Origin of the sequence: Bacillus litorisediminis, assembly GCF_022808645.1 — a bacterium.
Taxonomy (GTDB): Bacteria; Bacillota; Bacilli; order Bacillales; family JC228; genus Bacillus_BF; species Bacillus_BF litorisediminis.
In genome coordinates this window covers 121806-137177 of the sequence record NZ_JAKZKT010000007.1, presented here as the reverse complement: position 1 = coordinate 137177, position 15372 = coordinate 121806, and the positions used below count along the sequence as shown (strand labels likewise).

Here is a 15372-nt window from a genome sequence, read left to right as displayed (position 1 = left end):
GGCATAAAGAATAAGAATAATAGACAAATCACACTCATTTCTAAGATGGATTCTGAGAAAAATTCTTAAAATCATAAAGGCATTTTGGAATAAAAACATTCCCAAATGCCTTTTGTCTTCAATCTGACCAGACATTTTTAATGAAATGTCTGGTATTTTTTATTTTAAAATCTAAGAGAGTTATGACATCTTCCTCATCTTCAAAATGACATGAATCACAGCAGCTATCCAAAGGAAAGAAAGTACTAAATAAGTGAAGATATAAATTGTTTGCGAGGCATTGAATGACCCTAATAAAGTTCGGATATTTGTAATAATTATAATTCCTCCAACCAATGTTCCTAAAAGGTTAGCAGGAATAATCTTGACTAACCAAGCAGCAATCGGAGCTGCAATGATCCCTCCAATCATTAAGGCACCTACCCATTGAAGATGAATCTGTTCCCACCCTAAAGTTAATAAAAATCCAAGTGTAGCTGATATAGCAATGACAAATTCACTTGTATCGACGGAGCCTATCACTTTTCTTGGTTCCATTTGGCTGCTGGTGAGTAACACAGGTGTAGTGATAGGACCCCAGCCGCCACCGCCAACCGAATCAAAAAAGCCGGCAATAAAGCCGAGAGGGACATAATGTTTCTTCCCCATGATCTTCTTTGATTGTTGTTCAGAGGGATGAAATTTGAAAAACATAAAACGATAAATGACGTAAATCCCTAATATTAAAAGGAAAATTGAAACATAAGGCTTGATGATATCACCCGGGATGCTGCCTAAAAAAAAAGCTCCGATAAAGGCACCGATTGAACCGGGTATGATTAACTTATAGACCACTTGTTTATCCGTATTTCCAAAGCGAATGTGTGATATTCCTGATGCTGCTGTTGTTACTACTTCTGCCATATGAACTGAGGCAGAGGCAATGGCTGGAGAAATTCCGAACAAAAGTAATAATGAAGTAGAAGTGACTCCGTATGCCATTCCTAAGGAACCATCAACTAGCTGTGCTGCCAGCCCAATCAAAGCCAGAACAATTAGCCGTCTCAAACTAACACCCCGTTTAAAATTTTTCCTGAAGTAGATTAATGAATCGGAATAACTGAGCTAGAAGATGAATAAGAGATTTGTAATTGTTGACTAATCTAATCAAGTTTCTAAAGTACAATATGAGTTGTCCTGCTAAAGGGTTCGATCCAACGTGAAAAATCAATATTTGTCCAGATATAAGGGAGTTGTTTAAGTATGAAAATATCTAGCCGGGGAGAATATGCCTTACGTGCACTGATCCTTTTAGGGCGCAGCGAAGATAGAGTAGTGCCGATTGGAGAAATCTCTGAAAAGACATTAGTTTCTATTAATTATTTGGAGCAACTGCTTTTGCAGCTAAAAAGAAACGGATATGTTCATAGTAAAAGAGGGGTGAACGGAGGATACAAATTAAGCAGAAACCCTAGTGACATCATCATTGGGGAAGTGATTCGCAATTTAGAAGGACCTTTGGCTCCAATGGGGTGTGTGAGTGTAACGGCTTACGAGAGTTGTCCATTAGAAGAAGGCTGTCTTTTAAAGCCATTATGGGCGCTTGTAAGAGATACGATTGCAGACTTATTAGACCATACAACATTAAAGGATTTACTGGACGGGAACTTACATAAATTCTATAAACAAAGATAAACGAAAACAGTCCCCTAATTTCAATTTTTCTTTGTAATAGTGTCATAAATAAAATAAAAAAATAGCCAGACCCACATTAGAATTATCCGGGGTCCGGCCTTTCTGTTACATGTCTAATTATTATCGATTTACTTCTTCCAATCTCTGCTCCAGCCAGCCATATAACTCCAAAAACCCATCAAGCGACAACTGTATCGTTTGCTTATCATGGTTTGGATCCGTCATTTCAAAGCAGATATTTTGATCATTTTCAGTATAGGTGACAGCAAAATTTCTTTTTTCACCTTTGATATCTTCTTCCCAATTACAAATGTAGCTGGTAGACATTTTAATTTTGCTTTCTCTCACAGGTCTTGTCGCTTTATACGCTGCAGCTGGTTCTTCTCTAACTGGAATTGGGTCCGCTTCAATTGGAGCAGCTTGCATTTCCGGCACAGCTACTACGGCTTGAGGTTTTTCTTCCGCGATTTCCTCCACTACTGTAGTCACAGTGGCTGCTGCTTCTGCCCGTGAAAATTCCAATTCTTCTTTTACTTTTTCTAAGTCCTCAATCACGTCCTCCAAGTCTTCTTCCTGCTCCTCTGAAGCCTTAACGGCTTCAACCTCATTCTCATCCTTTTTTAAGTGTGGCATCGCATACTTTTTAATAATTTCGTTCATATAATCTGGTTTAAATGGCTTCATTAGATATCCGACCGCTCCAGCCTCCAAAGCATCTTGGATCATGTCTTTCTGATTGCTTGCGGAACATACTAAAATAACGGCATCCTGATCGATTTTAAAAATTTCTTTTATGGCATCAAGTCCATTCATTTCTGGCATCGTCAAATCCATCATGACAACATCAGGCTTCAGTTCCTTGAATTTTTGAACGGCTTCTTTCCCGTTAGCCGCCTCGCCAGCTACAATATACCCCTGGTGCTTTAAAGAGTCAGCTGCCATTTTTCGCATAAAGCTTGTATCATCTACTATTAAAAAAGAATAAGACATTTTCATTCCCCCAAATAAGTTGTTTTTATATTTTAATTAACGGCTTTTAAAATTTGGTCGACAGTAGTAATACCTTCTCGCGCTTTCACTAGCCCGTCATATATCATCGTTTTAAATGACTGTAATATCACATATTGCTTAAATTCCTGAATTGGGCTTTTGTTCAAAATTAATTCACGCAGTCCATCATCAATCATGAGAACCTCCTGAATCCCTATAAAGCCTTTGTAACCTGAGTTATCGCATATCTTACAGCCCTCACCGCGAACGACCGGCAGTTTTGAATTTTTATTAGCGGCTACGAAGGTACGGAAGTTGCCAATCCGGCTCTTTTCTTTATGGTTGTCATAGTCTAATAGGTTATAAGCCTCAAACAGTTTGATTTCAGAATCAGTCGCTGGAGTACTTTGAGCACACCGTTCACAAATTTTTGGAACGATTCTTTGACCGACAATGCAGGAAAGGGAAGAGGCAATTAAGTAAGGCTCAATCCCCATATCCATTAAGCGTTTGATAGTATGGATCGCATCTGTTCCGTGAATCGAACCGATTACTAATCGTCCTGATAAAGAAATTCGGATCGCTGCTTCTGCGGTTTCAGCATCAGGAATGTCATCAATCATTATGACATTCGGATCAAGATTCATTACAGATCGGAGCCCATCCGCATATGTAAATCCATTTGATTCGTTAATTTCTACCTGCATGACACCATTTATTCTCCGGTTGACTATACCTTCGACGGATACAACTTTTCTATTATCATTTTTTAATTCTTGTAAAAGAGAATAAGCTTGAGTTGTCTTTCCGCTAGCTGCAGGTCCTGCGATCAGGATTAATCCTTTCAGCGGTTCTGTTGCTTGCTTCAATTTGCCTAAATTTGAATCCGTTAGCCCCAGATCTGTTAGATTTAAGATGGTATCACTTTGTTTGAAGAAGTGGAGGACAGCGCTGTCACCATCAATCGTTGGAAGGGTCGAAACCCGAATCGTATATTCAACATTCTGTGCTTTTTTATGGAAGACCCCAGTTTGAGGAAGCTTTCTTTCTGACGTATTCAAATTTGCAATGGTTTTGAGTCTCCCCAGTACAGCCTCTTGCATTTGTTTTGGAATCGTTTTTTGTTTTTCGAGTTTGTTATTAATTTTGTAACGTACTATAAGCCCATCTGGCTGTGCATCGAGGTGGATCGCACTCGCATTTTGCTGGATCCCATAATCGATAATATCGGATAGCTCCTTCACTGAATCGAGGACACCGTACTGATTGATGATTGCTGATTCAAGTTCACTTCTTGGGGCTAGGCATGGAAGAACCGCCATACCTGTGGCACTTTGAATATCTTGAATCGCTTCTTTATTTAAAGGATCGGCCATAACTACTCTTAGCTTGCCATCCTTTTGTTCAATTGGAAGCATGCAGTGTTTTCTTGCTACTGACTCATGGATCAAATGGACGGTTGCTTTATCTAGGGACTTCTCATTCAAATCAATGACTGGGATGCCAAGCTGAAATTCCAGAACTTCTACTAATTGCCGTTCCGTAATTAACTGTTCTTCAATCAGAATCTCGCCAATTTTTTTGAACGTGTACTTTTGCTTTTGCAGTGCCTTTTCCAGCTGTTCTTCTGTAATCAGACCATTCATGATTAAAAGTTCACCGATTCGCATGGGACCTACCTCCTTGATATTTGATTTTTATAAAAAATAAATGAATATAATTGCTATAAATCAGTATTTGATTTGACAAAAATCCCTAAATTTCTACAAAAAAAGGGCATAAAAAGACAAGTGGTTTTGAGCGGCCCGACGATCATGCCAGCCAAATCCTGGCCAGGTTAGACTCGTAGCTTTGCGTCCCCGACTTTCGTACGGGTTTGCCCTTTATCATTCACTTGTCATGTCGCGTATGCTGGAAGAATTTCTATCACTAGGAAAAAATACCCTCCTGCTATTTAGTTAAATTATAATAGAAAGACTTAACCCTAAACATAGAGCGATATCACTAATTTAAATCTAGTTTTAAAGGACTATTATTTTAAAATTATACGTATTCTGACAATTTATTATAGGTCGTTTATCACAGGTAACTTCCATTTATTTAGCTGATGGAGATAATCCCTCTAAAAAATATAAAGAATATATACCTATATAGCTGTTTCTATCAAATTAATAATTTTTATAATGTATAGGATTTTTAATGTTTTAGTAAATTGCCTGCCCTCTGATCTTGTGGGAGAAGGGCAGGCTTGCTTTTCCTCTGCAGATACATATTTGTTCGTTGGGAGCTGCTATTTTTCAGCGTGCAGCTCAAGCCTCGTGATGCCTTTTCCTTTATTCTTCGTTTTCTCCAAAATGATTTTACCGATTTCCTTGGTTTCCTTTACATGTGTTCCACCACATGCCTGCTCGTCGATTTCACCAATTTTTACAAGACGAATTTCCCTGACGGATTCGGGAATTAAATTCACGACAGTTTTAATTGAACCGGATATAGCTTCGGCTACTTCTCGAGGTACAATTCTGGTTGTAATCGGGTGATTATGGAAGATTTCGATGTTTGCTTCATGAATCATTTTCATAAGTTCGTCGTCTCCAAGTTCGGTGATTCCTGTTAAGTCAATTCTTGCTCTATCCTCATAGATTTGGTTCCCGGTACAAAGAGAGCCATAATGTTTGTAAAACACCGATCCTAGCACATGGAGCATAGAATGGTGCCTCATTAAGCCATGTCTTCGCTCCCAATTAATTTCTGCACGAACTGGCCCAACTGATATTTTTCCAGGAGTCTTTATATAATGGACAATTTCTCCCTGTTCTTTTTTTACCTTATGTACCTCTACTCTAACCTCACCTTGCTGCAGCCAGCCTGTATCATGCTCTTGCCCTCCACCTGTCGGATAAAAAACGGTCTGATCAAGAATGATTTTGTCCTCATCAATACTTAGAATCGCAGCTTCACATTTTGCTTGATAGCTGTCTAGCAAATATAGTTCCCTTGTCACGATGATCTCGCACCTCTTTTGTTTCTTTTTTGACCATTATAACCAAGTAAAGAGAAGGATACAAAAAATTTTTAAAATTACAAAAAATTTATTGATATGTCAGAAAATTATGACATAATATTAATTAAAACTTTTAAAGGGAGGCCATTTATGTTAATTGATGAAAAGATTAAAAATTTAGGAATTGCTTGGCCAAAAGAGTCCCCTAAACCAATGGCTAATTATGTGACAGTCAGACGCAGTGGCAATCTACTATATCTTTCCGGTGCAGGGCCATTTGTTGACGGTAAGCCTGTGTATACAGGAAGAGTTGGAAAAGAGGTTACCCCTGAAGAGGCATACGATGCAGCAAGGATTTCGGCTATTAACCTATTAAGCACAATGAAACAGGAAGTCGGCAGCTTAGAGAATATCCGCATTATCAAACTCCTGGGCTTTGTCAGCAGTGCTGAAGATTTTTATCAGCAACCGCAAGTAATTAACGGTGCGTCTGATTTCCTCGCAGAAGTACTTGGAGAAAACGGAAAGCATTCCAGGTCTGCGATCGGAACAAGCGTATTGCCGTTTAATATTCCTGTAGAAATCGAAATGATTGCAGAAATCATCCAATAGGAGGCTGATAGAAATGTTCGTAACGCTAAATCAGATCCAACAGGCGAGAGCCAATCTAGCCGGTGTCATTATCCCTACTCCTCTTCAAGATTCAAGCACCTTTTCAAAGCTTTCTGGGAATGAAATTTATTTAAAAACGGAAAATCTCCAAAAAACAGGCTCATTTAAAATCCGCGGCGCTTATAACAAAATTGCAAACTTATCAGCTGAAGAACAATCAAAGGGAGTTGTTGCTTTTTCAGCAGGAAATCATGGAGCTGGAACGGCGTACGCGGCACAGAAACTGGGGATCCGAGCTACTGTTGTGATGCCGGAAAATCCAGTTGCCAGCAAGAAGAATGCCATCGAGTCCTATGGTGCAAGGGCCATTGAATATGGAACAACTTCGATTGCCATGTATGAAAAAGCATATCAGCTCCATTTGGAAGAAGGACTCACGATGGTTCATCCCTTTGACGACATACATATCATTGCCGGACAGGGAACCATAGGGTTAGAGATATTAGAAGAGAAGCCTGATCTTGACGCGGTTATCGTACCTGTCAGCGGGGGCGGACTTATTTCTGGAATAGCAGCGGCCATAAAAGAAATAAAACCAACTATAAAAGTCATCGGAGTTAATACGGAAGGAGCAACTGCCATGTACACCTCCCTCCAGCATGGACATCCGGTGGAAGTAGAGAAGGTAAATACCATTGCAGATGGTTTAATGGCCAAAAAACCCGGGGAACTCACCTTTGCACACACTCAAAAATATGTGGATGATCTGGTTTTAGTAAAAGAGTCTGAGATTGCAGAATGCGTTTCACAGCTAGCGGAGCGGGCGAAACTAGTCGTTGAACCATCAGGAGCAGCGGCAATGGCAGCCATGATCAATGGCCATATAAATCTAAGAAATAAAAAAGTGGCAGTCATCGTCAGCGGAGGAAATATCAGCTTTGAACTCTATCAAACTCTCATTAAAGAATATAGTGATAAAAACTATAAAAAGAGTGAGGCAATAAAATGAACGTTAAATTAACCAATGTTCGCATTATAACTTTTCATGGTGAGGAAGTAATCGAGAAGGGTGAAGTACTTTTTAATGAAAAGGGAATTCTCGGTGTAGGTCAACAGTTAGGTGAGGGGGACTCTGCGATTCAAGAAATTGACGGTACAGGCATGACCCTGCTTCCCGGTTTGATGGATTCACACGTTCATCTGGGTATGGATGCATCTCCGGATCCATTTGCAAGCATGAAAGATGAGGGGCCAGAAGAGATTGCATTAAAAGCTGTGCAGCAGGGATATCAGTTTTTGAAGGCAGGGATAACCTCAGTACGTAATCTGGGTACGAGGTATAACGTAGATATTTCCTACCGGAATTCAGTATCTTCTGGAGCTATTGTCGGTCCTCGCGTATTTGCAGCAGGAAGGCCGATTGTTATGACTGGAGGACATGGACATGTGATGGCAATTGAGGCTGATGGCTGCGATGAAGTTCGAAAGGCGGCACGTACTCAGCTTAAGGCGGGAGCAGATTTATTAAAAGTTATGGCGACCGGCGGAGTATTAACGAAAGGGAATGAACCCGGAGCGACTCAGTTTTCGGAGGAAGAGTTAAGATGTGTTTGTCAGGAAGCAGAAAATGCATCAAAGACAACAGCTGCCCATACAATTGGCACAGAGGGAATCAAAAATGCCATCAGGGCAGGAGTAACGACAATCGAGCACGCTTACTTACTGGATGAAGAAGCAGTCGAACTTATGCTGAAGAAAGGAACTTATCTGGTTCCGACACTATTAGCACCAAGGTTAATTTTGGATAAACCAGGCACTGTTCCGGATTACATGATTAATAAAGTAAAAAAAATTATCAATGATCATAAGGTAAGCTTCCAGATGGCCTATAAGGCGGGTGTGCCAATAGCGGCTGGAACCGATGCAGGGACACCGTTCAATGTGCCAGGCCTTCTAGTTGACGAGCTTGCCCTCATGATCGAGTATGGAATGACTTCATTCGAAGCAATCTATTCCGCCACATTAGGAGCGGCAAGGGCAATCAAAATGGAACGTGAGTTAGGCTCAATCCAAAAAGGGAAAATAGCCGACCTAGTTGTGGTTAAAGGAAATCCTTTAGAAGATATTGAGTGCTTGCGTGAGCCTGTTTATGTTTTTGCTAATGGCAGGTTAGTGCACCAGAACACCTCACATAAGAAAGAAGAACTGACCGTTTAGCGGATTAAAAGATTTGGGAGAAAAAGCCTGATATGCTGGATTTTTATTATCTATCAAAGGAGTTGAATGAAACGTGGATTTCCCTATTGAACAAGTTAGAAGCAGGTTCCCTGCGCTAAACCGCCTCGATCATGAAAAACAGATCCTATACTTTGACGGACCTGGCGGAACTCAAATGGCGGATTATGCGATTGAATCTATGTATCGATATATACGTAATGGCATGGCCAATCTTCATGGTACGTTTAAAACCAGTATTGAAACGGATGCGGTCTTGGATGAGGCAAGAGGGTGGGTTTCAGATTTACTTGGCTGCAAGCCAATGGAAGTAGCATTTGGGGCCAATATGACCACACTTGCTTTCTCGATTGCAAGGAGTCTCAGCAGTTTTATAGCGGAGGGGGATGAAATCGTCGTCACCGAGCTTGATCATCGGGCAAATGTTGATCCTTGGATAACCCTTGCAAAGGATCGAGGCGCGGTTGTTAAGTTTATTAAGCTTGACCCTGAGACCTATACTTTAAAATTGGATAGCCTGAATGAGTTGATTACTGCAAAAACTAAGCTTGTAGCAGTAGGAATGTCTTCGAATGTCACGGGAACTGTTACGGATGTTAAAGCGATTGTGAAAAGGGCAAAAGAAGTTCATTCTTTAACAGTTATTGATGCTGTTCATGCTGTACCTCATCTGCCTATAGATATCAAAGATATTGGCTGCGATATTTTTCTTTGCTCTGCCTATAAGTTCTTTGGTCCTCATGTGGGGATTGCTGTGGTCGCCCAATCTTTATTTGAACGGCTGCCAGTCTATAAGCTTGAGCCTGCACCGGCTGAAATTCCTTATAAACTTGAAACAGGCACACAGAACCATGAGGGAATTGCCGGAGTCATTGGGGCCATAAAATTTATTGAAGAGTTAGGAGAAGGTCCGACACGGCGAGAACGTCTCCTTTCGGGAATGCGTTCCATAGAAAAATATGAAAACGAACTTTCAGATGAGATTGAAAGTTTCTTGAAAAGCTTGCCTGAAATTCGCTTATTCAGGGCTCCTTCTGGTCCAAAGACACCTACCTTTGCGTTTACAATCGGTCAGCAGAACTCACGAAAGGCAACTGCCTGGCTGGCCAAACAATATAACATGTGCGTTGCAGATGGAGATTTCTATGCCTCAACAATGGCTGGAATTTTAGGAGTGTACTCGGTTGGAGGGTGGATTCGAATCGGACTGGCTCCCTACAATACAAAAGAGGAAGTTCAACAATTTAAAAAAGGTTTAGAAACTTATTTGGAACAGAATTATAAAAAAGTTATGTTCTAAAATTGGAATGAATGAGTCGTTACCCTTAGAAATCTCCTAAAAATGTCACGCATTAAGTGAATGCGGATTTTTTAAGTCTGAATTTTCAAACTCACCCCGGTAAATTCGGGTTATACAAAATAAAGTTACTTCGGTGTGAAATCTATATAAAAAAGGGGGAGGGATGTGCATGAGTCAAATCGATATTGACAAGGCTAATCATCCGATTTTTAAAAATTACCTTCCCATTGCTGAAGGAATTGCTAAAACATTTGGAAGTCACTGCGAGGTAGTTCTTCATGATTTAACTGATGTATCGTCATCCATTGTTGCTATTTTTAACGGACATGTTACTGGGAGAGAGGTTGGTTCACCTATGACTGATCTTGGCCTTTCGATTTTAAAAAAGGGGCGCGGGGAAAATCTCCTTTTAAATTACCCGAACAAAAGCATGAAAGGAAAAAAGATTAAGTCTACATCCATCATGATCCGTGATGATAAGGGAGAAATCGTTGGGTGTCTCTGTATCAACATCGACCTCACTCTATTAAGTATGGCAAGTACCCTTTTGGATGAAATGATCAATGTGAATGAAGAAAAAGAAGAAGAGTCCTTTCCGCAATCAGTGACTGATTTAGAAAAACGAATGATTGACCGGGCAATAGAGAAAATTGGCAAACCGATAGGGCTAATGGAAAAGAACGAAAGAATGGAGTTTATCAGATTACTGGATGAAATGGGATTATTCCTCATCAAGGGCACAGTGCATAATGTCGCACAATTATTGGATGTATCAAAATTTACAATTTACAACTATCTTGAGAAGAAATCTTAATAGAGGAGGAAAGAAAATGGGGAACCCTGAGTTGAATGTTAAGAATAAAGTCAGGAAGAAAAGCCTTTTCTATCGGTTTTTAGATTGGATTGAAGTAAATGGAAATAAGCTGCCTGATGTATTGACACTTTTTGTTATTTTTACAGCTATTATCCTAGTAGTATCTGCTATAGGCAGTGCAGCTGGATGGACCGCTGTGAACCCTGCTACAAAAGAGAAGATTGAAGCTGTCAACTTATTAAATGGAGAAGGAATCAAGCGGATTCTTTCTGAAATGGTTCATAACTTTGTTAACTTCCCGCCTTTAGGTCTGGTATTAGTCGTTATGCTTGGTGTTGGGCTAGCAGAATCTACTGGTCTGATCTCTGCTTTTATGAGAAGAGTTGTTCTTGCTGCACCGACCAAACTCATACTGCCTATTATTGTCCTCATTGGAATCGTCGGAAATGCAGCCGCTGATGCTGCTTTAATTGTATTGCCTCCTGTTGCAGCCATGATTTTCCTGGCTCTTAAAAGAAACCCGATTGCCGGACTTGTTGCCGCATATGCAGCGGTCGCAGGCGGCTTTAGTGCAAACATCATGGTTAACCTTCTGGATGCGCTTCTTGCCGGTTTTACGGAATCTAGTGCGCAAATTATTGACCCAGAGTTTAAAGCAAATCCCGCGATGAACTATTACTTCCTATTAGCCTCTACCTTTGTACTTTTGCCAGTTGCTGTATTTGTAACAACCAAAATCGTAGAACCCCGGCTGGGAGCTTATACCGGAATAATCCCAGAGGATCAAGATGATACATCGTTAACATCTGATGAAAAAAGAGGATTGAGATGGGCAACCATTTCATTAAGTGTCTATGTGGTAATTTTGCTTGCATTGACAGTTCCGTCCAATGCCCTTCTGCGCGATCCTGAAACAGGTTCTTTAATCGTTTCGCCATTTATGGATTCTCTTGTAGCAATTATGTTCTTGTTCTTTTTTATTCCGGCTTTAGCTTACGGAATTGGCTCAAAGAGCATCAAGTCAGACAGGGATGTTGCGGAACAGCTGAGTAAAGCAATGTCAGGAATGGGGTACTATATTGTACTTGCGTTTATCGCCGCTCAAATGATCACCTATTTTAACTGGAGTAACCTTGGCGCTATTATTGCAATCAAAGGAGCGGAACTGCTGCAAAATATCGGTTTAACAGGCTTGCCGCTTTTAATTGGCTTCATTATTTTTACGGCCTTAGTAAACTTGCTGGTTGCCAGTTCATCGGCAAAGTGGGCATTGCTTGGACCAGTATTTGTACCAATGTTTATGATTCTTGGCTATAGCCCGGCTTTTACACAAGTTGCATATAGAATTGGTGACTCAATTACCAATACGATTACTCCAATGCTGGCTTATTTTGCGATCCTGTTATCCTTTGCGAAAAAATTTGACAAAAATATGGGAGTTGGAACCCTAATTTCGTCGCTAATTCCATATACATTTGCATTTGGCATCTTCTGGATCATTCTATTTTCCATCTGGTACCTACTAGGGCTTCCACTAGGACCTGGAGTTTATATTAAACTATAATGAAACAGAGGGACGGTTCTTGCGTTTCAGAAATTAGGTGGAAAATAATTTAAGCAATTAGGTGTTGTAGCTCAGCGTAAAAGCTATTTTTAAAGGCCTTCTCCCCCGGTTAGATCATCATTTTGGGGGATCAGGCCTTTAAGTATGTTGTAAATAGATATTTTAGTCTGGTGTATGGGGGAATCCGAATAATTGGGCGGGAATCCAGCTAAAAGAATAAGGGTTTACGGTACTCGTCTATTTTTACAGTCCATCATTAATGAACCAGCCGCTTCTCCTCACAACCATTGCTTAGTGCTTCGGTAAGTAATATAAAATAAATGGTAAAATGTCGGTAGAATAATCCGGATTATTATGGCAGCTTTGCTTTTACCGTGTATAAATGTTTTATAGAGGAGGAATGGGAGATGTTTGCTGCAGGGCAACAGGATATGCAACAAATGGATCAATATACGATGGAGAAAATTGGTCTTCCTGGCGTTGTGCTTATGGAAAATGCAGGTGCAAGAGTAGTTGAGGAAATTGTGGCCATGACCAATGGCAACATTCGCAAAGTGGTGATTTTAGCAGGGGGAGGGAACAATGGCGGTGACGGTTTTGTCATTGCCCGCAGACTGTTTGATATCGGCTGGGAACCCGTTCTCTGTTTATTAGTAAACCCCGACCGATTAAAGGGAGATGCCAAAATTCATTTTGATGTCTATGTGAATAGAGGATTGCCAGTTTTACATAATTGGGCACAAGATAACTTAACCAAATTAGAAGATGAATTCGATAAAGCGGACATTATTGTTGACGCAATATTAGGGACAGGCGTAAAAGGTGCTGTAAGGGAGCCATTTAAAACAGTCATTTCAATGGTCAATGCTTTACAAGGCAAAAAAGCTGTTCTTTCCGTAGATATTCCTTCAGGGGTGGAAAGCGATAGCGGAAAGGTTGAAAGTACAGCAATTAAAGCTACAAAAACAATCACCTTTGTCTATCCGAAAAAAGGGTTCTTTCTACAAGATGGCCCAAAGTGTGTTGGAGAGTGGAAAGCCGTTGACATATCAGTGCCTCCATCCATTACATCTGTGTTAGGGTTGGACATGCCTCAGGTTATTACAGAACAGCTTGTGAAAACCTCCATCCCAACTAGGCCGCAGCAGGGACATAAGGGTACATTTGGACATGCTCTTGTAATTGGCGGATCTCGTCAATACGTTGGTGCACCTGTATATACTGCAAAAGCAGTTTTACATAGTGGAGCGGGATTAGCAACGTTAGCTGTTCCAGAATCTATTTATCCAATAGTTGCTGCTCAAAATCCAGAATCGTTAATGCTGCCGCTGCCGGGTGAAAATGGACATTTTTCTGATCTGGCAATTGCGGAAATCAGCTCGCGGCTGCAGCTGTTTGACTGTATAGCGATCGGGCCGGGAATGGGCCGATTTCCAAATGGTGAGATATGGATGAAGAGTTTTTTATCCATCCTGCAGAATCAGCCAATTGTTGTAGATGCCGATGCCCTTTATTTGCTTCGTAATGATTTGGGTTTGTTAAAATCCTGCAAGGGAACGGTCATTATTACTCCTCATCCGGGAGAGATGGCCACCCTCCTAAACAAAACTATTAAAGAAGTTGAAGAAAATCGAATCGAAGTCGCGCGGAAATTTGCGAATGATCATGGGGTATTTTTGCTTTTAAAAGGGCACCGTTCGATTATTGCGTGCCCAGATGGTTCCATTTATATCAATCCTTTTGGTCACGACGCTCTTGGCAAAGGGGGAAGCGGTGATGTATTAACTGGGCTGATTGCTTCTTTTCTTGCACAAGGTGCAACCCCTTTGCATGCTATGGTTTCAGCGAGCTATTTACACGCACGTGCCGGTGAAGAAAAGGCGAAGGAACTTTCCCATTACGGAGTTATGCCTCTTGATATTATTGACTCGATCAAGCATCAATTAGCAATACTTTTCTGAAGTCGTCCTGTCCCCCATTAAAATAGCCAACAAAAACATTTAAAAAGAAAATTTATAACCGATAAATAAAAAAACAACTTGTCAGAAGTTGGAATATGGGGAAATTGGAGTGATATAAATTTGTTAATTATCATAGTTTTGGTATTCTTTTTGACTGTCTGCTTTTTTATAGTCCCTCCATATAGTAAGTATAGTGAATCAAAGTATAAGGAAGTAAGCGGAAATACCTTTTTTCAAACCATTCGATGTACGTTAAAAAAAATGAATGTTACTTCTCCGAATGTTAAAGTGATCAAGAGAAAGTCATTACTTAGAAGTATTAAAAAGGATATCGAAACCTCCCTAAATATCATGACTAGAGAAGAGGTGGATCAATTATATAGTAAATTACGGAAATATACGCTTGTTGATAATCAAGTAAAAAAGGCTCATGTTGATAATGTAAGAATGAAAAGATTATAAATGCAATTTATTGCGTTTATGCTCCAGTATAGAAATATGGATGCTACCAGTAAACTCAACTGGTAGCTAATCAATTTCATAAACTAAAACCATATTCTCCTCTAGTTAGAATATGTATAAACCCTTTCCTTATTTAAGGAAAAAGTCTGGAACGAAGTCATTTTGCCCTCTTTAGTAAAAATACAATCATATATTTTAGGTTCATTTTGAAAGTCTAAAATCTCCTCGATAAATAAAGGAATATTTGGAACCACGTGATTGGAATGTAAGATCCATTCTATACTCTTCCATTCTAGTATTCCTTCATCAGATTCAATCAGATCTCCTGTAAATTCATCACAAACAAATAGACAAATACTTTCTATTCCACGGAAAGAAATTATGCCTCTAAATACTTGGTTCACCACTGTTAAACCGGTCTCTTCATATACTTCTCTTATACAGCTTTCATACGGAGTCTCGTTCGGTTCAATTTTTCCTCCGACCCCGTTCCATCTTCCTTTATTTGGTTCCTTGTTACGAAATAGCATTAAAATGTTATCTTCTTTTACTATAAAGCAGAGTGTATACTTCAAGTTTATAGCCACCTTACGATTAAATTACTTAAATAGTATCATAGCGTAATTATACATTTTTAGCTAAAGAACTTAACAAAACATTTACAAAACACTGATTGTTCTGTTAACTGCCAGATGCTTAACTTATAATGAAAGGGCAATCTATCTATATTTATCCATATTTCGCCAAATGCAATGT

At 39.9% G+C, this 15372-nt stretch carries 14 protein-coding genes and 1 riboswitch; of the genes, 9 read left to right on the top strand and 5 right to left on the bottom strand.

The window, feature by feature from the left end; all coding sequences use genetic code 11:
- Positions 1–180 precede the first annotated feature (180 nt).
- Entirely contained in the window at positions 181–1047 is an 867-nt protein-coding gene (locus MLE14_RS05735) for a sulfite exporter TauE/SafE family protein (protein ID WP_243297387.1), read from the bottom strand.
- A gap of 195 nt (positions 1048–1242) precedes the next feature.
- Here MLE14_RS05735 and MLE14_RS05730 point away from each other — a divergent pair, with 195 nt between their 5' ends.
- Complete coding sequence (locus MLE14_RS05730; RefSeq protein ID WP_243297386.1) at positions 1243–1674, top strand: RrF2 family transcriptional regulator; 432 nt, start codon at positions 1243–1245, stop codon at positions 1672–1674.
- Positions 1675–1794: 120 nt separating this feature from the next.
- Here the strand turns inward: MLE14_RS05730 and MLE14_RS22705 are convergent, their stop codons facing one another.
- The 3 genes from MLE14_RS22705 to MLE14_RS05715 form a co-directional block, all read right to left on the bottom strand.
- Entirely contained in the window at positions 1795–2664 is an 870-nt protein-coding gene (locus MLE14_RS22705) for a response regulator (protein WP_390628290.1), read from the bottom strand.
- Between the two features lie 32 nt (positions 2665–2696).
- Positions 2697–4334, bottom strand: a complete 1638-nt coding sequence (locus MLE14_RS05720) for a GspE/PulE family protein (protein ID WP_243297385.1) — start codon at positions 4332–4334, stop codon at positions 2697–2699.
- Positions 4335–4460: 126 nt separating this feature from the next.
- Positions 4461–4555, bottom strand: a riboswitch (cyclic di-GMP riboswitch).
- 399 nt (positions 4556–4954) lie between these two features.
- Complete coding sequence (locus tag MLE14_RS05715) at positions 4955–5668, bottom strand: alanyl-tRNA editing protein (RefSeq protein ID WP_243297384.1); 714 nt, start codon at positions 5666–5668, stop codon at positions 4955–4957.
- A 150-nt stretch (positions 5669–5818) separates the two neighbouring features.
- Here MLE14_RS05715 and MLE14_RS05710 point away from each other — a divergent pair, with 150 nt between their 5' ends.
- From MLE14_RS05710 to MLE14_RS05675, 8 genes are all read left to right on the top strand, one after another.
- On the top strand, positions 5819–6280 hold the full coding sequence (locus tag MLE14_RS05710; protein ID WP_243297383.1) for a RidA family protein: 462 nt from the start codon (positions 5819–5821) through the stop codon (positions 6278–6280).
- Positions 6281–6293: 13 nt separating this feature from the next.
- Positions 6294–7289, top strand: a complete 996-nt coding sequence (gene ilvA / locus MLE14_RS05705; RefSeq protein ID WP_243297382.1) for a threonine ammonia-lyase — start codon at positions 6294–6296, stop codon at positions 7287–7289.
- Entirely contained in the window at positions 7286–8497 is a 1212-nt protein-coding gene (locus MLE14_RS05700; protein ID WP_243297381.1) for a metal-dependent hydrolase family protein, read from the top strand. The genes ilvA and MLE14_RS05700 overlap by 4 nt, the downstream gene beginning before the upstream one ends.
- A gap of 73 nt (positions 8498–8570) precedes the next feature.
- Complete coding sequence (locus tag MLE14_RS05695) at positions 8571–9815, top strand: cysteine desulfurase-like protein (RefSeq protein ID WP_243297380.1); 1245 nt, start codon at positions 8571–8573, stop codon at positions 9813–9815.
- A gap of 169 nt (positions 9816–9984) precedes the next feature.
- Positions 9985–10629: a helix-turn-helix transcriptional regulator gene (locus MLE14_RS05690; protein WP_243297379.1), complete on the top strand. Its 645-nt coding sequence runs from the start codon at positions 9985–9987 to the stop codon at positions 10627–10629.
- Positions 10630–10645: 16 nt separating this feature from the next.
- A complete protein-coding gene (locus MLE14_RS05685; RefSeq protein WP_243297378.1) occupies positions 10646–12193 on the top strand; it encodes an AbgT family transporter in 1548 nt (515 codons plus the stop codon).
- 407 nt (positions 12194–12600) lie between these two features.
- Complete coding sequence (locus MLE14_RS05680; protein WP_243297377.1) at positions 12601–14154, top strand: NAD(P)H-hydrate dehydratase; 1554 nt, start codon at positions 12601–12603, stop codon at positions 14152–14154.
- Positions 14155–14274: 120 nt separating this feature from the next.
- Positions 14275–14616, top strand: a complete 342-nt coding sequence (locus MLE14_RS05675; protein WP_243297376.1) for a hypothetical protein — start codon at positions 14275–14277, stop codon at positions 14614–14616.
- Between the two features lie 101 nt (positions 14617–14717).
- Here MLE14_RS05675 and MLE14_RS05670 read toward each other — a convergent pair whose 3' ends face one another.
- Positions 14718–15146, bottom strand: coding sequence for an NUDIX hydrolase (locus MLE14_RS05670; RefSeq protein ID WP_390628297.1), 429 nt, complete (start codon positions 15144–15146; stop codon positions 14718–14720).
- Positions 15147–15372: the final 226 nt, after the last annotated feature.